At 33.0% G+C, this 20040-nt stretch carries 23 protein-coding genes; 11 read left to right on the top strand and 12 right to left on the bottom strand.

Going from position 1 to position 20040, the window contains the following annotated elements:
* Window positions 1-7 precede the first annotated feature (7 nt).
* From B3C18_RS24445 to B3C18_RS24430, 4 genes are read right to left on the bottom strand one after another with little or no spacing between them, the layout of a single operon-like run.
* Entirely contained in the window at window positions 8-751 is a 744-nt protein-coding gene (locus B3C18_RS24445; RefSeq protein WP_291153038.1) for an SDR family NAD(P)-dependent oxidoreductase, read from the bottom strand.
* Window positions 738-1838, bottom strand: a complete 1101-nt coding sequence (locus B3C18_RS24440) for an aromatic ring-hydroxylating oxygenase subunit alpha (RefSeq protein WP_291153035.1) — start codon at window positions 1836-1838, stop codon at window positions 738-740. The genes B3C18_RS24445 and B3C18_RS24440 overlap by 14 nt, the downstream gene beginning before the upstream one ends.
* On the bottom strand, window positions 1835-2890 hold the full coding sequence (locus B3C18_RS24435; RefSeq protein ID WP_291153032.1) for a 3-oxoacyl-ACP synthase III family protein: 1056 nt from the start codon (window positions 2888-2890) through the stop codon (window positions 1835-1837). Before B3C18_RS24435 ends, B3C18_RS24440 begins: the two co-directional genes overlap by 4 nt.
* Before the next feature lie 4 nt (window positions 2891-2894).
* Window positions 2895-3125, bottom strand: a complete 231-nt coding sequence (locus B3C18_RS24430; RefSeq protein ID WP_053473634.1) for a phosphopantetheine-binding protein — start codon at window positions 3123-3125, stop codon at window positions 2895-2897.
* A gap of 251 nt (window positions 3126-3376) precedes the next feature.
* Between B3C18_RS24430 and B3C18_RS24425 the strand changes: the two genes are divergently transcribed.
* Both B3C18_RS24425 and B3C18_RS24420 read left to right on the top strand, forming a co-directional pair.
* Complete coding sequence (locus B3C18_RS24425; RefSeq protein ID WP_291153025.1) at window positions 3377-4453, top strand: DegT/DnrJ/EryC1/StrS family aminotransferase; 1077 nt, start codon at window positions 3377-3379, stop codon at window positions 4451-4453.
* 36 nt (window positions 4454-4489) lie between these two features.
* The gene (locus B3C18_RS24420) at window positions 4490-5062 is read left to right on the top strand and encodes an L-threonylcarbamoyladenylate synthase (RefSeq protein WP_291153022.1); all 573 of its coding nucleotides are present in this window, start codon (window positions 4490-4492) and stop codon (window positions 5060-5062) included.
* Window positions 5063-5275: 213 nt separating this feature from the next.
* Here B3C18_RS24420 and B3C18_RS24415 read toward each other — a convergent pair whose 3' ends face one another.
* Window positions 5276-6400: a cysteine desulfurase family protein gene (locus B3C18_RS24415; protein WP_291153019.1), complete on the bottom strand. Its 1125-nt coding sequence runs from the start codon at window positions 6398-6400 to the stop codon at window positions 5276-5278.
* 86 nt (window positions 6401-6486) lie between these two features.
* Here B3C18_RS24415 and B3C18_RS24410 point away from each other — a divergent pair, with 86 nt between their 5' ends.
* Window positions 6487-7494 carry a hypothetical protein gene (locus tag B3C18_RS24410; RefSeq protein WP_291153016.1) on the top strand — a complete coding sequence of 336 codons (1008 nt, stop codon included), beginning with the start codon at window positions 6487-6489 and terminating at the stop codon, window positions 7492-7494.
* 119 nt (window positions 7495-7613) lie between these two features.
* Here B3C18_RS24410 and B3C18_RS24405 read toward each other — a convergent pair whose 3' ends face one another.
* Window positions 7614-8165, bottom strand: a complete 552-nt coding sequence (locus B3C18_RS24405) for a Smr/MutS family protein (protein WP_073482492.1) — start codon at window positions 8163-8165, stop codon at window positions 7614-7616.
* Window positions 8155-8340 carry a hypothetical protein gene (locus B3C18_RS24400; RefSeq protein ID WP_053473640.1) on the bottom strand — a complete coding sequence of 62 codons (186 nt, stop codon included), beginning with the start codon at window positions 8338-8340 and terminating at the stop codon, window positions 8155-8157. Before B3C18_RS24400 ends, B3C18_RS24405 begins: the two co-directional genes overlap by 11 nt.
* A 122-nt stretch (window positions 8341-8462) precedes the next feature.
* On the opposite strand from B3C18_RS24400, the gene B3C18_RS24395 reads away from it, so the two are divergent.
* Window positions 8463-8729 carry a DUF2752 domain-containing protein gene (locus B3C18_RS24395; protein WP_349680593.1) on the top strand — a complete coding sequence of 89 codons (267 nt, stop codon included), beginning with the start codon at window positions 8463-8465 and terminating at the stop codon, window positions 8727-8729.
* A 14-nt stretch (window positions 8730-8743) separates the two neighbouring features.
* Here the strand turns inward: B3C18_RS24395 and B3C18_RS24390 are convergent, their stop codons facing one another.
* Window positions 8744-9445 (bottom strand): DUF1003 domain-containing protein, encoded by a 702-nt coding sequence (locus B3C18_RS24390; protein WP_291153006.1) that lies wholly within the window; start codon window positions 9443-9445, stop codon window positions 8744-8746.
* Between the two features lie 190 nt (window positions 9446-9635).
* Here B3C18_RS24390 and epsC point away from each other — a divergent pair, with 190 nt between their 5' ends.
* From epsC to B3C18_RS24375, 3 genes are all read left to right on the top strand, one after another.
* Entirely contained in the window at window positions 9636-10427 is a 792-nt protein-coding gene (gene epsC / locus B3C18_RS24385) for a serine O-acetyltransferase EpsC (protein ID WP_291153003.1), read from the top strand.
* Between the two features lies 1 nt (window position 10428).
* Window positions 10429-11316 carry a cysteine synthase CysM gene (cysM, locus tag B3C18_RS24380; protein ID WP_291153001.1) on the top strand — a complete coding sequence of 296 codons (888 nt, stop codon included), beginning with the start codon at window positions 10429-10431 and terminating at the stop codon, window positions 11314-11316.
* 167 nt (window positions 11317-11483) lie between these two features.
* Window positions 11484-12470, top strand: a complete 987-nt coding sequence (locus tag B3C18_RS24375; protein WP_291152997.1) for an aldo/keto reductase — start codon at window positions 11484-11486, stop codon at window positions 12468-12470.
* Window positions 12471-12846: 376 nt separating this feature from the next.
* On the opposite strand, the gene B3C18_RS24370 is transcribed toward B3C18_RS24375, so the two are convergent.
* Window positions 12847-13722 (bottom strand): sensor histidine kinase, encoded by an 876-nt coding sequence (locus B3C18_RS24370; RefSeq protein ID WP_291152994.1) that lies wholly within the window; start codon window positions 13720-13722, stop codon window positions 12847-12849.
* A 333-nt stretch (window positions 13723-14055) separates the two neighbouring features.
* Here B3C18_RS24370 and rlmD point away from each other — a divergent pair, with 333 nt between their 5' ends.
* From rlmD to B3C18_RS24355, 3 genes are read left to right on the top strand one after another with little or no spacing between them, the layout of a single operon-like run.
* Entirely contained in the window at window positions 14056-15468 is a 1413-nt protein-coding gene (rlmD, locus tag B3C18_RS24365; protein WP_291152990.1) for a 23S rRNA (uracil(1939)-C(5))-methyltransferase RlmD, read from the top strand.
* A gap of 14 nt (window positions 15469-15482) precedes the next feature.
* Window positions 15483-16055 carry a DUF6452 family protein gene (locus B3C18_RS24360; RefSeq protein ID WP_291152987.1) on the top strand — a complete coding sequence of 191 codons (573 nt, stop codon included), beginning with the start codon at window positions 15483-15485 and terminating at the stop codon, window positions 16053-16055.
* Window positions 16027-16851, top strand: coding sequence for a DUF6048 family protein (locus B3C18_RS24355; RefSeq protein ID WP_291152984.1), 825 nt, complete (start codon window positions 16027-16029; stop codon window positions 16849-16851). The genes B3C18_RS24360 and B3C18_RS24355 overlap by 29 nt, the downstream gene beginning before the upstream one ends.
* Before the next feature lie 48 nt (window positions 16852-16899).
* Here the strand turns inward: B3C18_RS24355 and B3C18_RS24350 are convergent, their stop codons facing one another.
* The 3 genes from B3C18_RS24350 to B3C18_RS24340 all read right to left on the bottom strand — a co-directional run bounded on the left by B3C18_RS24350 (window position 16900) and on the right by B3C18_RS24340 (window position 19100).
* Window positions 16900-17592, bottom strand: coding sequence for an aspartate/glutamate racemase family protein (locus tag B3C18_RS24350; protein WP_291152981.1), 693 nt, complete (start codon window positions 17590-17592; stop codon window positions 16900-16902).
* A gap of 18 nt (window positions 17593-17610) precedes the next feature.
* On the bottom strand, window positions 17611-17847 hold the full coding sequence (locus tag B3C18_RS24345) for a hypothetical protein (RefSeq protein ID WP_053473652.1): 237 nt from the start codon (window positions 17845-17847) through the stop codon (window positions 17611-17613).
* 89 nt (window positions 17848-17936) lie between these two features.
* Window positions 17937-19100 (bottom strand): THUMP domain-containing class I SAM-dependent RNA methyltransferase, encoded by a 1164-nt coding sequence (locus tag B3C18_RS24340; protein WP_291152979.1) that lies wholly within the window; start codon window positions 19098-19100, stop codon window positions 17937-17939.
* Between the two features lie 135 nt (window positions 19101-19235).
* Here B3C18_RS24340 and B3C18_RS24335 point away from each other — a divergent pair, with 135 nt between their 5' ends.
* Window positions 19236-20000, top strand: coding sequence for a class I SAM-dependent methyltransferase (locus tag B3C18_RS24335; RefSeq protein WP_291152976.1), 765 nt, complete (start codon window positions 19236-19238; stop codon window positions 19998-20000).
* Window positions 20001-20040: the final 40 nt, after the last annotated feature.

Raw genomic sequence — 20040 nt, 5'->3', positions numbered from 1 at the left:
CTTCAAATTATATGGTTGAAGTCCTTCCGCCGTCTAATACTAAATTTTGTCCGGTAATCCAGCTGCTTGCGTCAGATAACAAAAACACAATTGGATTGGCAACCTGAACAGGATCTCCGTATCCTAAAGGATATTTTTTTTCGTCTTGCTGAATTACTTCTAATGATAAATCTTCAATAGATTTTGATGTAATTTCTGTTTTTACCATTCCCGGCGAAACGCAGTTTACACGTGTTTTACTTGATGCAAATTCGTTTGCCCAAACTTTAGAAATCGCAATTAATGCGCCTTTACTGGCTGCATAAATTCCGTTTCCTTTCATACCGAATAAACCGGCAATTGAAGAAACTAAAACAATGGAGCTTCCTTTATTAATTTTCTTTTTTTTGAAAATCAAATTAACCAAGTAAGCAATTGAATCAAAGTTGATACTTCGCATTTCATTCATTAATTCTTCTGAATAAAATTTAACGGGCGCCAAAGACACTATTCCTGCCGAATGCACAATTCCGTCAACATTTTCGATTGTATCAACAATAGATTTAATATCTTCCATTTGAGATAAATCTGCCGTTATGAAACTATTTTCATTTCCGCATTCTTCTATTAATTTTTTCAAAAAATCTTTACGTCTTGCAATTGCTATAAAACTTCCGCCTTGTCTTGTAATGGCTAAACAAGTTTCATAACCAATTCCCGAAGATGCCCCGGTTACTAAAATTTTTTTTCCTGATAAATCAAATGGATTCATTGTATTTGTTTTTGTTCTTTTGTTTATTAAAATATTCGTAAAACTTTAAAATTCTAAATTCTTCATCGCCAAATATTGGAGAATGGTCTTTAAAGTTTTTCAAGTTAGACTGAATATTTTCTACAATTTTTTTATCTTCATTTAAAACTAAATCCAAAGAATCGTTTGAACTTGTATTTATAAAATCAATAATATTTTGTTCTGATTCGCTTAACTCTTTTTCAAATTTTGGAGCAAAATAGCGTACTCTTAAATTTGTTTTTGAAGGAGATTCGGGAAGCATAAATCCTAAATAAAACCCTTTTCCTTCAACTGAACTTACAAATGCATTTGGATAAAGATAAAAATGTAAATATCCCTGCGTTTTAAAAGTTCTTCCTGCCAAAGATTTTTCGATAATTTTATTTGGTTTTACATCTTCGCCTTTTGGAAATTCGCACCAGCTGTGCGCATCAAAAAAATCAAATTTCTCGGGAGGAACAGATCCGAATCCCATTTTTGCAAATGAATTTTCGTGAACCGATGTACAATGATAGCATTCCAAAACATTTTCTATCAAAAGTTTCCAGTTTACTTTATGCTCAATTGTATAATCGATTGTTTTTGAGCCAAAATGCTGGCTTATTTCTTCAAGCGGTGTAAATATATTTCCTAAATACTGCTCTAAAGTTTTATCAAACTTATCATTAAGTTTTAAAAAGATAAAATCACCACAAAAGGCAACTTCATATTCTTTAAGTCTTAACTCGTTTATGTGATCTCTTTCGAAAGAATTTCGGCACATTAAACCCACGACATTTCCTTTTTTTCCGTAAGTCCAATTATGATACAAACAAGATGAAACTCTGTTTCCAAAAGGTTCTTCGTGTATAGTATTAAATCTGTGAAGACAAACGTTTTGAAAAGACTTTATCGTGCCATTAAAATTTTGAATAAAAATTTTATCGCCGTAATATTCAAAAGTTACAAAATCGTTGTTGTTTGAGAGTTCATTTTTGTGAGCCGCTAAAATCCAGGATTCATTAAAAAACAAGGATTTTTCTTTTAAATAAACTTCATCATCTATATAATCCAGATTCTTTATCATATTTCTATTAAATCAGAAATCACAACATTATCCAGCTTAATTTTTGCTGTTCCCCAAGATAAACCAACTCCAAATCCGCAAACTATTAAATCTTTAGAAGTGTTTGTTAAACTCTCTTTTAATTCGGCAGTAATAGTTAAAGGAATTGTGGCTGAAGAGGTATTTCCAAATTCTTTTAAGGAATAAGGAACTTTTTCAACCGGCAGTTTTAATTTTTTGACAATCATTTTATTCATCATCAAGTTGGCCTGATGAAATACAAAATGATCTATTTTATCAATATCAATTTCAAATTTTTCAACAAGTTTTTTTACGGTTTTAGGAGCTTGTGAAATTCCGAAACCAAAAACGTCCATTCCGTCAAGAACTAAGTTGCAGGCATTCCGACTGATTCCTTCTTCAATATCTTTTACAATAAGGGAATCTTCATTTATTCTGTTTCTTGATCCTCCATCAGGAACAATAATAGCTTTATATCCTGAACCATCTGTACCTAAATCAAAAAGTAAGTTTTCTGCTTTTTCATCAAATTCAAATGCTGTTGCACTTCCTCCATCACCAAAAAGCGGAACGGTACTTTTATCTTTTTTAGACAATAGTTTACTGCTTGTATCTCCGGCTAAAAGCAAACCTTTTTTTAAACCAGTTGCTTTCATCATTCCGGCAATAATAGACATTCCGTAAACATAACCAGAACATCCCAGTGGAACATCAAAAGCAATACAATTAGTAGACAAACCCAATCTGTCCTGAAGTATCGCGGCAGAAACAGGTAAAATATAATCGGCAGTCTGAGAAACAAAAACCAGGATTTCAATTTCGTCTTTCTGCCAATTTAAATCTTTAATAAGCTTTTCGGCGGCTTCGCAGCATAAATCAGATGTGCAAATTTCTTTTGTAGCAATACGTCGTTCTTCAACTCCGGTTGCATCAATAAATTTTTGAATTTCTTCTGATGTTAATATATCTAAATCGATATTCAGTTCCTTATTTTTAGGAACGCAGCAGGAAATACCTTTTATTGCAATATCATTTACTGAAAAAGCTGCCATTTAATTATGCTTTATTTTTAATTATTTCGAAGATGTCATTTAATGAATTTGAAGATTTAATTTCATCTCCTGTTAACTTTACATCGTATTCTTCATCTGCCATTGCAATTAATGATAAAGCTGTTAATGAGTTCCACTCATCTAAATCTCTAAAAACAGTTTCCTGCGTGATTAAAGCTGCATCTGTATCATCTAAAATATCTGCAAAATTTTTCAAAAAAGCGTTGATTTCCATAGTAATCTTAAATTTATTTTGTGTTCATTTTTTACATTAATCATACCAAATATCAAAAACACATCCTTATTAATTGGATTCAAAACTTTAACTTCCTGTTTACCAATCAGGTTAACCAAAAGTTTTACTTCTTAAAATGTTATAATATTCAGTTATGTCAAAAATTAAGGTTTCTTTTCCTAATTTTACCCCGCAAATATAACAATAGTTTATCCGTAATGATAAATTAAACTCATTAAATCCATAATTAAATGATTCCTGTAACCAAAACTTTTTTGCCCCCGCAAGAAGAATATAATTCTTATGTAAAACGTGCATGGGATAAAGTTTGGCTAACAAATAGAGGCGAACTTACTTTAGAATTAGAAGATAAGCTTAAAAATCTTCTTGACGTTTCTAATTTGATAATTACTAATAACGGTACAATTCCTATTCAAATTGCCTTAAAACTTTTTGGAGAAGGCGGTGAAATTATTACTACACCATTTTCATATGTTGCAACCTCTGCGGCAATTGTATGGGAAAACTGCAAGCCTGTATTTGTAGATATCAATCCGGATTATTTAACGATTGACGAAACCAAAATCGAAGCTGCCATAACGCCAAAAACAACTGCCATATTAGCAACCCACGTTTTTGGAAATCCGTGTGATATTATTGCTATCGAAAATATTGCAAAAAAACACAATCTAAAAGTCATTTATGATGCTGCACATTGTTTTGGAGTTAAATTCAATAACCAGTCTGTATTTAATTTTGGTGATGTAAGCACTTGTAGTTTTCATGCCACTAAATTATTTCATACGGGAGAAGGCGGTGCTATGTTTTGCAACGATGATGCTATTTTTCATCAGCTTTATTACAGTCATAATTTTGGACACAATGGTCCTTTAGCCTTTCATGGTTTAGGGATAAATGCTAAAATTTCTGAGCTGCAGTCGGCAATGGGGCTTGCGGTTCTTCCTTATATGGATCATATCGTTTCTGAAAGAAAAAAAGTAGTTGATTTTTACAATAACAATTTAAATTTCAATACTGTAAAAACTTTAAAAATAAGAGAAAATACAGAATGGAATTATAGTTATTATCCTGTAATTTTAGATTCTGAAGAAACTTTATTAAGAGTTTTAGAAGCTTTAGCAAAAGACAATATCATTCCACGACGTTATTTTTATCCTTCTCTAAATACTATAGAATATACAAAAGGAGAAAAAATGCCTATTTCTGAATCTATTGCATCAAGAATTTTATGTTTACCACTTTATGTGGGAATTTCTGAAGCAGATTTAGAAAATATAACGCAAATTATAAATACACAAACAGCATAATAACAGTATCTGTTATTATTAAAAATATTTTAGGTCATGAGTCAAGATATAAATACTGAAGTCCACAATGCTTATGAAGTGATTAAAGAAGGCGGAATTATTCTTTACCCTACAGATACTGTTTGGGGAATAGGTTGTGACGCTACTAATCCTGAAGCTGTTACCAAAATCTATAAATTAAAACAACGCGCCGAAACACAAAGCATGATTGTTTTAATGAATGGAGAAAAAATGATGTACAACGTTTTTAAGAACATTCCCGAAGTTGCCTGGCAGATTATGGATTTATCTGAAAAACCAACTACTTTAATTTTAGATGATGCCAGAAATGTAGCTCATAATGTTATTTCAGCCGATAAATCTCTTGGAGTTCGATTGGTAAAAGAACCTTTTTGTTTCAAATTAATGGAAAGAATGAAAAAACCATTGGTTTCGACTTCTGCAAATATTTCAGGTCAGCCAACTCCAATATCTTTTAAAGACATTAATCCTGAAATCATTAAAGGCGTTGATTATGTTGTAAAACTAAATCAGGACAAAATCGCCGGAAAACCATCAACGATCATAAAATTGACAAACGATTCACAGGTAAAAGTTATTCGTAGGTAATTTTAGATTTTAGAGTGTAGATTTTAGATTTTTTGAATAAACAACTCAGAATCTTATCAACTCAAAATGGCTTCGACTTCGCTCAGCCTGACAGGTCTATAATGTCATCCTGAGCGAAGTCGAAGGATATTTCAATTAGAACTTAGAATCTTAGTAGCTCAGAGCCTTAGAAAACTTTGTTCCTTTGTAACTCTGAACCTTTGTAACTAAAAACTAAACAACTTTAAGACTCTCAATCAGCCAATCGATATCTTCTTTTGTATTGTAATGGCTAAATGAAATTCGGAGATTTGGTAATTTTAAATCATCCTCTGAGAGCATTTCTTTTAAAACATGCGAAGGTTTTATACTTCCGGATTGGCAGGCACTTCCTCTGGAAACTGCAATTCCTTTCATATCTAAACTAAATAAAAGCATAGACGTTTTATCTGAAGAAAAAGGAAGCGTTATATTAATGATATTATAAAAATCATCTTTTTTTCCGTTGATTCTAAAACCAGGAAAATTAAGTTCCAATTGTTCTATAAGATATTTTTTAAGGTCAGAAATATGAATTCTTTCTGCCTCTAAATTTTCATAAGAAAGAGACAACGCTTTTGCCATTCCGGCAATTTGATGCACGGCTTCAGTTCCTGCACGAAGGCCTTTTTCTTGTTCTCCGCCAAAAATTAAAGGCTGTAAACCAGAATTTTTTCGGATAAAAGCAAAACCAACACCTTTTGGTCCGTGGAATTTATGCGCACTTGCTAAAATAAAATCTACAGGAATTTTTTGAAGATCGATTTCCGCTTTTCCAATCGACTGAACGGTATCTGAATGAAACAATGCATTATATTGTTTGCAAATAATTCCAACTCTATCCAAATCTAAAACAGTTCCAGTTTCGTTGTTCACATGCATTAAACTCACAATTGTTTTCTTTTCATCAGAAAGTAAATTAGAAAGATGCGTTAAATCAATACTTCCGTCTTGATTAACATTCACATAATCAACCTGAATATTATAATCAGACTGCAATGCTAAAACGCTGTATAAAACAGCGTGATGTTCAATTTTTGTAGTTATGATACGCTCTGCTTTTAAATCTTCAACCGCCGATCTCAAAATCCAGTTATTTGCTTCCGTTCCGCCAGAAGTAAAAATAATTTCCTGTGCAGAGCAGTTTAAATGCTTGGCTATACTTTTTCTTGAAAGTTCTAAAACTGTTTTGGCATTTCGTCCAAAACTATGCGTAGAAGACGGGTTACCAAAATCTTCTGCCATAATTTTAGTCATTTCCTGAATGACTTCAGGTCGCATAGCAGTTGTTGAGGCGTTATCGAGGTATACTTTTTTCATTGATGCAAAGTTATGAAATATCAATTGTCTAATCTAAAAGTTCATTTGCCAAATTTTTCACTATTTTTGACCCAAATAAAATTACGATGAAAAAATATGTAAGCCTTTTAATATTGGCTCTTTTGTTAAACAGCTGCGACGACGGCGATTTAACTGTAGATACAATCAATTTTGAAGATATCCAAACTTCGGCAAGCTGTCCTAATTCAAGCACTGACGAGACTGCTCCAACTTTAATTTATAAATTAAAAACTCAGGAATCATTAGTAATGCAGCTGCCTGCAAACAGTATCAAAAACGACGCTACACCAGTTGGCGACCCGCTTACTTACGACATTAACAATTCAACTTATCGTGTGCTTTACAGAGCTTACGACGGCAAAGTTGAAGTTAATAATATTTGCGGTACAATACCTCCAAGAACACCAAATGTAACAGAAGAATGGCAGGCTACAGCAGGTATAATTGAAATTACATCAACACAGGTTACAGGTGATAAAAGCCAAACTGACGGAAGTACAAGAATTACAGGTTACAATCATCAAATTGTTTTTAGAAACATTACTTTCTTAAAACCTGCCGGTCCTCAAACAGAAGAAGAATTTGTTTTTGGAAATTACACGACTGGGCCAGATCCGCTAAATTTAGTTTTTACAACTCCAGCATTACAATGTACAGATAAGAAACAAGTTTATAATTTTAATCCAACTTCTTATATGCAGGTTAATAATCTGAGCCAGGATCTTATTCAACAAGTAGTAGGTACAAGATCTGCAGCAATAACAGCAACAACAAACAATATAAATTATACTACTTTTAAATCTAATACAGGAACTTTAACCAGCAATTATTTTTGTATAAGTCCGGCACCTTCAGCACCAGCTATAAGCACAGTTTGGAATAGCGTAGCGGATAATAATGGTACGGTTGAAGTTACAACAACAGCAACAGGAACAACAAGTGTTGTTTACAAACATACTATTAAAATAAAAAAGGTGAGTCTTAAAAAAGGAAACAGCAGCTTTTATTTAGCAGATGAATTTGTTCTTGGCACAATAACTGATCCTCCTGTAACCGTTACAGCTAAAAAATAGCAAAAAATATTCTTACAAAAAACGTCTGTTTTTTGATCCGGTTTTTTATTAAATCAGATTCAAAAAACAGACGTTTTTTTATGCTTAAAAATAAACGATTTTAAGACTTTAAAATTCTTTTATTTATTGTTTTGGCGAATATAAACTTCGGTTGCGCCTAAGCCATATTTTTGATAATTGGCATCCTGAAAATCAATTCCGTCGTAACGGCCCAATAAAAAATCAAGTTCGGCTTTTAAAATTCCTTCACCGACACCGTGAATAAAAACGATTTTTGGAATGCGGTTTTTGATCGCAAATTCGATATGTCTTTTTGCGGTTTCTGTCTGCAGCGTCAGGATATCATAATTTGACATTCCACGTTTATTTGGAACCAGTTTTTCGATATGCAAATCAAATTCCGGAGCTGCTATTTCGCGTTTATCTTTCTTTTCTTTGACAAAACTTCTTGGTTTTGGCTCTGTTTTTTCTTTTGAAATCTCTTCTAAATCAATTCTTTTAATAGAATTCATTAAATTACTGGAATCCTGAATTTTAAGCAATTCATTGACAAAAAATGTCATCATGAATCCATCTTCAGTTTCTATCAAAACTTCTTTATTTTTAACCGAAACTACTGTTCCGTTTATCGCTTCGTCTAAAACCGAAACTTTATCTCCTTTAGTCAACATCCTGCTCCTCTTTTTCTTGATTTTTACTCGGCGTTTTTGCGCTTAACTGCATCATTCCATACATAAAAACGGCAATTGCAATTACCATTATATAGATATTTTTATCATCAGAAACTTGCTCATATAATGCAACTGAAATGGCAAGAATCATAATTAAAATTTTAAAAGCTTTCATTTTCTAAAGTTTAAGAATCCAAAAGTATAAAACTTTAAAATAGAAGTTTCTTTCTTCTGAAATGTTATCGAATATTTTTTTGTAAAATTGTAAAAAATTACGCTGTGAATTTAGAGCAATATATGATCCCCTGCCTCTTCAAAAAACTCTTCGGAGTTGAATGTCTGGGCTGTGGTTTTCAACGTTCTTTATTCTTACTTTTTCAAGGTGAGTTTTCGGCCGCTTTTAGGATGTATCCGGCGATCTACACTACCCTATTATTTTTAATTTTACTGGCTTTATATTTTTTAGATAAGTCCAGAAATTATCAAAAAATCATCTGGAAAGCTGCAGGCATAAACATCATTTTTATGTGCCTGGGTTATTACTACAAACACTTTTATCTTTGATAATTTAGAACTCTTTATTTCTTAATCTGATTTAAAATATCATTCATCATCTCGATTTGAACTTTCTGAATTTCGATTAATTCCTGCTGCTGGTGCATAATTAAATGATCAATTTTATCGTGAATCATTCTTATTTCCAATTCAGATTTCAGGTTAATCATATAATCTTTTTTGGCACGGTTTCGGTCTTTTTCTTCCTGACGATTTTGACTCATCATAATTACGGGCGCCTGAAGTGCAGCGATACAGGATAAAATCAAATTCAATAAAATAAACGGATACGGATCAAAACCTTTATCCAATAAAAAATAAACATTCGAGCCAATCCAAACGACAATAAAAGCCACAAACGAAATAATAAAAGTCCAGCTTCCGCCAAAATCTGCCACTTTATCAGCTATTCTTTGTCCGAAACTTCTTTTTTCATCTTCATCTTCAACAATACTTACAATTGATTTATCTTCTTTTAAAGAAGAAATAACACTTTTTTCAAGATCCGAAAGGGTTCCAATTTCAGTCGATAAATAATTAGAAATATATTTTTGACGGTATTCATTCAATTCCTGAACCGAAATACTGTCATCGTCGCAAAACGAAGGATGATCTTTTATAATAAGACCTAAAATAGGATCGTGGATGGAATTACCGGAAATTTTCTCACTTTCGGGAAAAGAAATATCAGAAATCGAACTTTTAAAAGTTGAATTATTTTTCATTTTTGTGGATTTTAACCGCTAATTTACACAATTAACTTCTTAAGAATCATATAAAATATAACCAATTATTAATCTTTTATTTATCACAAATACAATTCTGAAAGCAAAATTTCTTTAGTTAAATCATGTCCTTATTTACAAAAAACGCCTTACTTTTAACGTTTTAAAATATCCACTCAATTTTACTATTGTGACTAAAGACAATATCATACAAAATATTAAGGCTCTTAAAAGCCATTCAAATATAAACTACGGTATCAAAACCAAAACTGAAGATTTTACCGAGAAGCTTTTTTACACTCTTTTTGATTCAAATGCGGCTCTTGACGAAAGTATCGATGAACTTGAAATCCGCTTTAAAGAAATAGCCGTTTTAGCCTGCAAAAAACCTCAAAATTTATGCGAATCAATTTGGGACAAATTTGTGGCAAAACTTCCGGGCGTTTTAGAAAAATTAAATCAGGATGCCGAATATATTCTTGAAAATGATCCTGCATCAAACAGCATCGATGAAGTTTATTTAGCTTATCCGGGCTTTTATGCCATTGCCATTTACAGATTAAGCCACGAATTGTATCAGCTAGATTTATTGCTTTTTTCAAGATTAATGAGCGAATATGCGCATCGAATTACCGGAACTGATATTCATGCCGGTGCCGATATTGCTTCGCCATTTTTTATAGATCACGCTACAGGAATTGTTATTGGCGAGACGAGCGTTATTAAAAAACATGTTAAGATTTATCAGGGTGTGACACTTGGAGCTTTGAGTGTAAGTAAAGACATGAAAAATGCGAAAAGACATCCAACCGTTGAAGCAAATGTTTGTATTTATGCCAATGCTACGATTTTAGGAGGCGAAACCATTATTGGAAAAAACAGTATTATTGGCGGTAATTCATGGATTACTAAATCAATTCCCGAAGATTCGATTGTATTGAATACCACCACAACAGAAGTTAAAATAAAAGAAAAAAAATAAAATGGGTCCACAGAAGTTACTAAACCTAATTGGAAATACTCCATTAATGGAAACCGTCAATTTGGTTAAGAATAAAAACGTTAAGCTTTTACTGAAACTGGAAGGAAATAATCCCGGCGGAAGTGTAAAAGACAGAGCGGCATACAATATGATTGCCGCAGCTCTTGAAAGAGGAGAAATTAAAAAAGGAGATAAATTAATTGAGGCAACAAGCGGCAATACCGGAATTGCGCTTGCGATGATTGCTCAATTGTTTCAAATAGAGATAGAATTAATTTTACCTGAAGATTCTACAAAAGAAAGAACACAAACGATGCGTGCGTATGGTGCTACAGTTATTTTAACGCCTGCTGAAGAAGGAATTATTGGTTCAAGGGATTATGCCGACAAAAAAGTGGCAGAAGGCGGTTATATCATGTTAAATCAGTTTGCGAATGACGACAACTGGAAAGCGCATTATAAAACCACAGGCCCAGAAATTTGGAATGATACTGATGGAACTGTAACGCATTTTGTTTCGGCAATGGGAACTACAGGAACTATCATTGGAACTTCGACTTATTTAAAAGAAAAAAATCCTGCTGTTCAAATTATTGGTGCACAGCCAAGCGACGGTTCTCAAATTCCGGGAATTCGTAAATGGCCTCAGGAATATTTACCTAAAATTTTTGATGCTTCAAAAGTAGATACTGTTATAGATGTCAGCGAAGAAGAAGCACGCGAAATGACTAAAAGATTAGCGCTTGAAGAAGGTGTTTTTGCCGGAATGAGCAGCGGCGGCTCTGTTGCCGTAGCCCTTAAAATCGCTGAGCAATTAGAATCTGGAGTTATAGTTGCCGTTATCTGCGATCGCGGTGATAGATATTTGTCTTCGGATTTATTTGATTAAAAAGAGGGACAAAGTGACAAAGGTTCAAAGGGACAAAGGGTTAGCGCAACTACGTTTTTATAAACTGGTTACAACAGCTTATAACTCCCTATAAGACGCACTGCTGTGCGCCTCTACAAAAAACCTTTGCAACTTTGTAACTATGAACCTTTGTAACTAAAAAGAAAATGCTTTACAGAAAACTAGGAAAAACAAACTTTAATATATCTGAAATCTCACTTGGAACTTGGCAGGTTGGGGGAAAATGGGGTTCGGGATTTAATGATAAAACTGCTGATGAACTTATCAACACGGCAATTGACAACGGCGTAAACTTCATCGATACTGCCGATGTTTATGAAAACGGATTAAGTGAAACTGCTGTTGGACGAGTAGTTCGTTCTCGTTCTGAACGTATTTACGTTGCGACAAAATGCGGACGTCAGATTAATCCGCATGTGAATGATGGATATCAGCCTAAAGTACTTCAGAAATTTGTTGAAGACAGTCTTAAAAGAACCGGATTAGAAACTTTAGATTTGATTCAGCTGCACTGTCCGCCTACGGAAGTGTATTACCGACCTGAAATTTTCGAAATGTTTGACCGATTGAAAGATCAGGGCAAAATTTTGAATTTAGGCGTGAGTGTCGAAAAAGTCGAAGAAGCTTTAAAAGCAATCGAATATTCGAATGTAACAACGGTTCAGATTATTTTCAATTTATTTCGTCAGCGTCCGTCACAATTATTTTTCTCAGAAGCCAAAAAGAAAGATATTGGAATCATTGCGAGAGTTCCTCTTGCAAGCGGACTTTTAACGGGTAAATTTGATGCAAAAACCACTTTTGACGCACAAGATCATAGAAATTTCAACAGAAACGGAGATGCTTTTGATAAAGGCGAAACTTTTTCCGGAATCGATTATGATTTAGGTTTAAAAGCCGTTGAAGAATTAAAAGCTTTATTTCCTGAAACTGCAAACCTTGCTCCTATTGCTTTGCAATGGATTTTGAGTTTCAATGAAATTAGTTGTATTATTCCCGGAGCTTCAAAAGAAAGTCATGTACTTTCTAATTTATCAGTATATGATTTACCAAAATTAAGTTCGGAGAAAATTTCTGAAATGAATAAAATTTACGAAAAGTATATAAAGCAAGACGTACATCATCTTTGGTAAAACATAAATGAATAATCTCAAAAAAAGGGAAGTTTTATTTAAATAAAACTTCCCTTTTTTTATACATCTACCCTATTTTATTGCTTAAATATCTTTAAACAGCTTTTATATAAGCTTAAAGTTCTCTTCTTTGCATAAAATATTATATAGTAGGATATTTTTTTCGTTTATTCGCGCAACCATTTTAAAAAACTAACATCTTCATAACAAAAAACTAACCAAATCATAACTATGAAAAATATAAGTTTCTATTTAAAAATTGTATGTCTTTTAATTCTTTCCCGCGAAAGAGATGATGAAGAATTAATGGATGAGCAAAAAAATTAAGTTCAAAAAGAAAAAGCTCAGCATCTTAGTATCTCAGAACCTTAGAAACTTAGATCTCAAATTCAATCCTAAACTCAGCACCTTTATTTTTGCCTTCACTTATGGCATTTAATCGGCCTTTATTTTTTTCGATAATTTTTTTGCATAAATAAAGTCCGATTCCGGTTGAGGATTCGTTAGCAGTTCCTAAACGGCTCATTTTGGTGAATTTTTTAAATAATTCTTCCATCTGATTTTTATCAAAACCAATTCCTCTATCTGCAACAGTAATAACAAGATTTGAATCTTCTTTATAAATTCTGACTTTAATATCACTGTCAAAATAAGAAAACTTAATCGCATTACTAATTAAATTTACCAAAACCTGAACCAGCAAACCTTCATCAATCCAAAGTTTAGCTTCGTAGGTTTCGACACTTAAATTCAAAACTATATTTTTATCTATTAATCGCTGTTCAACCTGTTCATTGATAAAAGGAAGAATATTTTCAAAATAAATAGTTTTAGTTTCCTGATTTACTTTCAGAACCTGATCTTGTTCTTTTAATAGTTTAATGAAGTTTTCGATGTATCGGAATTGCAAATTAGTCGATTCACAAATTAAATCGGCCAAATGTTTAACAGATTCTGACGGATTTTCGCTTAAGATTAATTTCGCCAAACCTTGCGGATTTCCGGCAAAGTTTTTTAAATCGTGTGAAAGCATGTAAATTAAATCCTGCTTTTCATTTATAAAACTTTCAGCTTCATAAATCGATTCCTGAATATTGCACATTAAAAGTCCGGCTTCATCAGTATATTCTGTTGGTAGAATTGATAATCTTCTTTTATTTCTATAATCATCTAATGATCGTGAAGCAATAGAAATAGGTCGTATCAGCTGTTTTAAAACTATAAGGGTTACAACGGTTGCTAATAATGTCATTATTAATGAAAAAATCAGAATCGATGCTGGTGAGATAGTGTGTTCGAAAAAAAGAACAAAAAATAAAATTCCAATTAATGGAATATGTATTCCTATAAAAGCGACAAATAAAAATTTTAACGCATAACTTTTTTTCAAAAAGCTAATTTGTGAAAGATTATGATACAACTTCATAAAAACATAACAAAACTATTGATAATATATTGTAGCTTGGGGCTGAATATCAGGAACAAAGTTAACTTTTAAAGTTTATTAAACTAGTAAATTACACAATTTGATAAAATATTTTGAAAATAAAATTTGTAAAAGTTTACAAACCCTTATTTTTGCGCTATGGGAAGAAAAAATACAGACAAAGTTGTCTTTCATCAAATTCAGGTTCTTGATGCCGGAGCAAAAGGAGTCTCAGTAGCAAAAGCTCCTGACGGAAAAGTAATCTTTATTCCGAATGTCGTTCCTGGCGATGTTGTTGATGTACAAACATTCAAAAAAAGAAAAGCATACTACGAAGGAAAAGCCGTGAAATTTCACGAATTATCAGAACATCGTATTGATCCAATCTGTGATCATTTTGGTGTTTGCGGCGGATGTAAATGGCAAAACATGAAATACAGCCAGCAGCTGTATTACAAACAAAACGAGGTAAAAAATCATTTACAGCGTATTGGAAAAGTTGAATTACCGGAATTTGAAACTATTTTAGGTTCAGATAAACAATTTTTCTACAGAAATAAAATGGAATTTTCGTTTTCTAACAGCCGTTGGTTAACTGAAAAAGAAATTGGAAGCACAGAAGATTTAGGAAACAGAAATGCTTTAGGATTTCATATTCCGAAAATGTGGGATAAAATTCTTGACATCGAAAAATGTCATTTACAAGAAGATCCTTCAAATGCCATTAGAAATGAAATTAGGGAATTTGCTAACGAACATAATTTAGCGTTTTTTAATCCGAGAGAACATTCCGGATTATTAAGAACTCTAATGATTCGTACGGCTTCGACTGGCGAAATCATGGTTTTGATTCAGTTTTTTGAAAATGATAAAGCAAACTGCGAATTGGTTTTAGATCATTTATACGAAAAATTTCCGCAGATTACCTCTTTACAATATGTGGTAAATGCGAAACAAAACGATACGATTTACGATCAGGATATTAAGCTTTATAAAGGAAGAGATTATATCTTAGAAGAAATGGAAGGTTTAAAATTTAGCATCAATGCTAAATCTTTCTACCAGACTAACTCAGATCAGGCTTACGAATTATACAAAATAACTCGTGATTATGCAGGATTAACAGGAGAAGAAACTGTTTACGATTTATATACAGGAACGGGAACTATTGCGCAGTTTGTTTCTAAAAAAGCAAAAAAAGTAATTGGTGTAGAAAGTGTTCCAGAAGCAATTTTAGACGCTAAAGCAAACGCTGAACGCAATAATATTACGAATTGTGAGTTTTTTGTTGGAGACATGAAAGTGGTATTCAATGAAGCTTTTATTGCACAACACGGAAAACCTGATGTTATTATTACAGACCCGCCGAGAGACGGAATGCATGCTGCCGTAATTGATCAGATTTTAAAAATTGCTCCAAAAAAAGTAGTTTATGTGAGTTGTAACTCTGCAACACAAGCACGTGATTTAGCCTTAATGGACGAAAAATACAAAGTTACCCGCGTACGTCCGGTTGATATGTTTCCGCAGACGCATCATGTTGAAAATGTTGTACTTTTAGAACTTCGATAATTATAAAACGCTAGATGAAAAAAATAATTTCTCTTTTATTAGTCTTTACATTTGGTTTATCCAGCTGTGAGAAAGATGATATCTGCGACGCAAACACACCTACTACTCCAAGATTAGTAATTAAATTTTACAGCAGTGCAGATCCGTCTACACCAAGAAGTGTAACCAATTTAAGAGTTATTGGTATTGGCCCGGGCGCTGATCCTAACGGAATTGTTTTTAATGAAAGTGGTACAACTACAACAAAATATCTGGCAAACGGAAATACTATTTCTATACCGCTAAAAATTGATGAAGATATCACCGGTTATAAATTTATATTAGACTCTGATGATCCAAATCCGGATGTCACAAACAGCGATATCATAACATTCAACTATACACGTCAAACTTCATATGTATCCAGAGCTTGTGGTTTTAAAACCATTTTTATGCTTAACGAGCAAACTACTGAGATACCTAATACTTCTGGCTATATACGTACAGATGATCCTGATACAGGAGATGGCGTTTGGATGAAGACTTTAAATTTAAAAACCCGTAACATTGAACTGGAAAATGAAACACACCTTGAAATATTATTTTAGTCTTTGTTTCGTTTTTGCAATGCTTTTGGGACATGCTCAGGAAATCAAAGATTCGACAACAACAAAACCAATAGTTACCGAAAAACCAAAAGCTAAAACAGCAAAACCTGCGGTTCAGGAAGTTAAGGCAGACACTATTGTTCCGCCTAAAACAGACCGTTACGGTTTGCGTGTAGGTGTTGATTTGTACAAATTAACCAGAGGTTTTTATGACAAGGATTATAAAGGTGTAGAATTTACCGGTGACTGGCGTTTAACAAAAAGATACTATTTAGCTGCCGAATTGGGTTTTGAAGACAAAACTACTGATGACGACAGATTAAACTCTACAGCGACAGGAACCTATATTAAAGGAGGTTTTGATTACAATTTGTATGACAACTGGCTTGATATGGAAAACCTTATTACAATTGGTTTACGAGGTGGTTTCAGTTCTTTCAGCCAAGACTTAAACAGCTATAAAATTTACAATTCAAATCCGTATTGGGGAGAAAAACCTTCAATTGAAGCAAATCAAAAAAACAGCGGTTTAAGTGCTGCATGGCTTGAAGTTGCTGGAGGAATTAAAGCAGAAGTTTTTGATAATCTATTCGTAGGTTTTGGCGTTCAGTTGAAGCTTTTGGTGATGAACAATAAACCTTCGGGCTTTGATAACCTTTATATTCCGGGTTTCAACAGAACTTATGACGGAAGTTTTGGTGTAGGTTTTAACTATACCGTTTCTTACTTCATCCCTATTTACAAGAAAAAGGTAATCGTGCCTGAAATTCAGAAACAAGCTCCTAAAAAGAAATAATTTTTACAAAAATAAAAGCCACGAATTCGTGGCTTTTTTTATACTTATTTAAGACAACTGAAATTCAACAGCCGCTTTTGCGTGTATTAAAGTTGTATCAAAAATGGGAACTGACAAATCTCCTTCTTTTATTACTAAAGGAATTTCGGTACAACCTAAAATAATTCCTTCTGCACCGTTCTGAATCAGTTCGTTAGCAATTTCTATATAACGTTTTTTCATTTCATCCGTTACAATTCCTCTTCCCAATTCTTCGAAAATCGTATAATGAATAAAATCTTTATCATTTTCGCTGGTTGGAATTATAGCTTCGATACCTTGTGCAGCCAGTTTATCTTTAAAAAAGTCCAATTCCATTGTAAACTTAGTTCCCAATAAACCAACCTTTTTTAATTGCTTCTTTTGAATTTCAACCGCAGTTTCAACCGCAATATGAATAACAGGTAAATCGATCGCTTCCTGAAGTTTATCTGCAATTAAATGCATCGTATTAGCACATAAAATAATAGCTTCTGCCCCGCCCGATTTTAAAAATTCGCAGCCTTTAAAAAGCATCTTAAAAGTAGAATCCCAATCATTATTGTCATTATTCTTTTTAATATCAGCATAATTAAAAGAATATACCAAACATTCAGAGAAGTTTAAACCTCCCAGCTTTTCGTTAATTCCCAGATTTATAAGTTTGTAATAATCTGTAGTCGAAACCCAGCTTATACCGCCAATAAGTCCAATTTTCCTCATATTGCTGATTTTAAAAATTTATCCAATAACTCTAATCCCTTTTATAAAAATCCATTTCATAAAAAGTTTTTCGCCGTCTTTTGTCTTCACAGCCTGAAATTTAGGCGCAATAATAGTTGCCGCAACAAACGACGTCATCGGAATCCAGATTCCGGTTAATCCTGTATATTCTGCAATTATAAATCTTCCTAAAATAAATAGAATCGCGAAACTTCCTAATTGGTATAGAAAAGCTCTTACTTGTAGTTTTGTCATTTTTTTCTTTTTTGAGGTTCAGAGTTACAAAGGTTCAAAGGGACAAAGTTTTTAAACCTCTGTTCCTTTGAACCTTTGTCCCTTTGTTACTATTCCGAAACTTGAAATTTCGTTCTCTTACTTCCTTCGTACATTTCGTATTTTACCAAACGTGCTTCAAGACTTCCGTTAAAAAGTTTGATTTTTCTTGACGGTTTTAATCCAACAAATTTTAAAGCTTCAAGATTTGCTGTGATGAACCAGGCATTTGTTCCCGGATAATTTTTCTTTAAAGTATCTCCAATGTTTTTGTAGAATTCTTCCATGTGAATATCTAAACGTTCATCATACGGCGGGTTAAACACAACGTGAAGTTTTCCTTCAACCGCTTTTTCGCTGTCAAAAAAGTTATTATCTTCAATCGTTACATAATCTTCCAGATTCGCATTTTTGATATTATCTTTAGCTTTGCTTACCGCACTTGGCGCTTTATCAAAACCTTTTATAGTGTAATGAAACTCTTTGGTTTTCTTCATCAAACTGTTTACAATCTGATCAAATAAATCATTGTCCCAGTCTTTCCATTTTTCAAAGGCAAACTCTTTACGGTTAATATTTGCCGGAATATTGCAGGCAATCATCGCCGCTTCGGCAAGGAAAGTTCCAGAACCGCACATTGGATCTAAAAAGTGACTTTGTCCTTCCCAGCCTGATAATAATAAAATTCCAGCTGCCAAAACCTCGTTTATAGGCGCAATATTCGTTGCCGTTCTATAACCACGCTGATGCAATGAATTTCCTGAAGTATCTAACGCAACCGAAACCTGATCTTTATCAATATGAACATTGATTCTCAAATCCGGATATTGTTTATCAATACTTGGTCTTTGTCCCGTTCTCTCTCTAAATTGGTCAACAATCGCATCTTTACATTTTTGAGAAACAAATTCAGAATGGTTAAAATAAGTCGAATGCACCGTAGCATCAATCACAAAAGTTTGATTGGCATTCAATAACTTAGACCAGTTTATTCCCGAAATTCCTTTATATAATGCCTGCTCATTATTAGCTCTAAAAGAGTAAATAGGTTTAAGAACTTTTAGTGCCGTTCTAAGCGATAAATTAGCTTTGTACATAAAACCTTTATCTCCTTTAAAACTAACCATTCGCACTCCTTTTTCAACATCCTGAGCCCCAAGCGCACGCAATTCCTGTTCTAATATCTCCTCAAAGCCAAAAAAACATTTGGCTATCATTCTAAAATTTTCTTCCATCTTTATTTTTGTATTAAAAAACAACTCCAATCACATACAGATGATAACGTTTATTTAGGTATCCTCGCGAAATAGTTATTTTTCGGCAAAAATACACTAAATTTGCGGTACTTTATATTAATTGAAATAGAATAAATGTCTGACGCACCCAACTCATCAACACCAAATCAGGATAGAAATACCGAAAACTGGTTTACATCATGGTTTGATACTCCATATTATCACATTCTGTACAAGGATAGAAACTATAGAGAAGCTCAGATTTTCATGGACAACTTAACGCATTATCTAAATCTGCCTGAAAAAGCAAAAGTGCTTGATTTAGCCTGCGGAAAAGGACGTCATTCTATTTATCTGAATCAATTAGGTTTTAATGTTTTAGGTGCTGATTTATCTGAAAACAGTATTGCCGAAGCCACTAAAAACAGTAACGAACATCTTCACTTTAAAGTGCACGATATGCGCGAACCTTTTGAAGAAAAATTCGATGCTATTTTTAACCTTTTTACAAGTTTTGGTTACTTCGAAAATGACGATGATAACCTGACAACTCTTAAAGCCATCAGAGAAAGTTTATCTGAATATGGATTTGCCGTTATTGATTTTATGAATGTAAATCAAGTAATTGAAACTTTGGTTCCTCAAGAGGTTAAAACTGTTGACGGAATTGATTTTCACATCAAAAGATACGTTGAAGACGGCCATATTTTTAAAGAAATTGATTTTGAAGACCAAGGCAGAAAATTTCATTTTACCGAAAAAGTAAAAGCCCTGACTTTGAAAGATTTTCAGGATTTAATGGATGAAGCAGGAATTTATCTTTTAGATATTTTTGGAGATTACAAACTCAAAAAATTCCATAAAACCGAAAGCGAAAGATTAATCATGATTTTTAAATAGGTTTAATTGGTAAACCGTTTATTTGTTTAACCGTCAAACC

The organism is Flavobacterium sp. UBA7680 (assembly GCF_002482975.1).
Classification (GTDB): domain Bacteria; phylum Bacteroidota; class Bacteroidia; order Flavobacteriales; family Flavobacteriaceae; genus Flavobacterium.
This window is presented reverse-complemented; position numbering and strand designations above follow the sequence as displayed.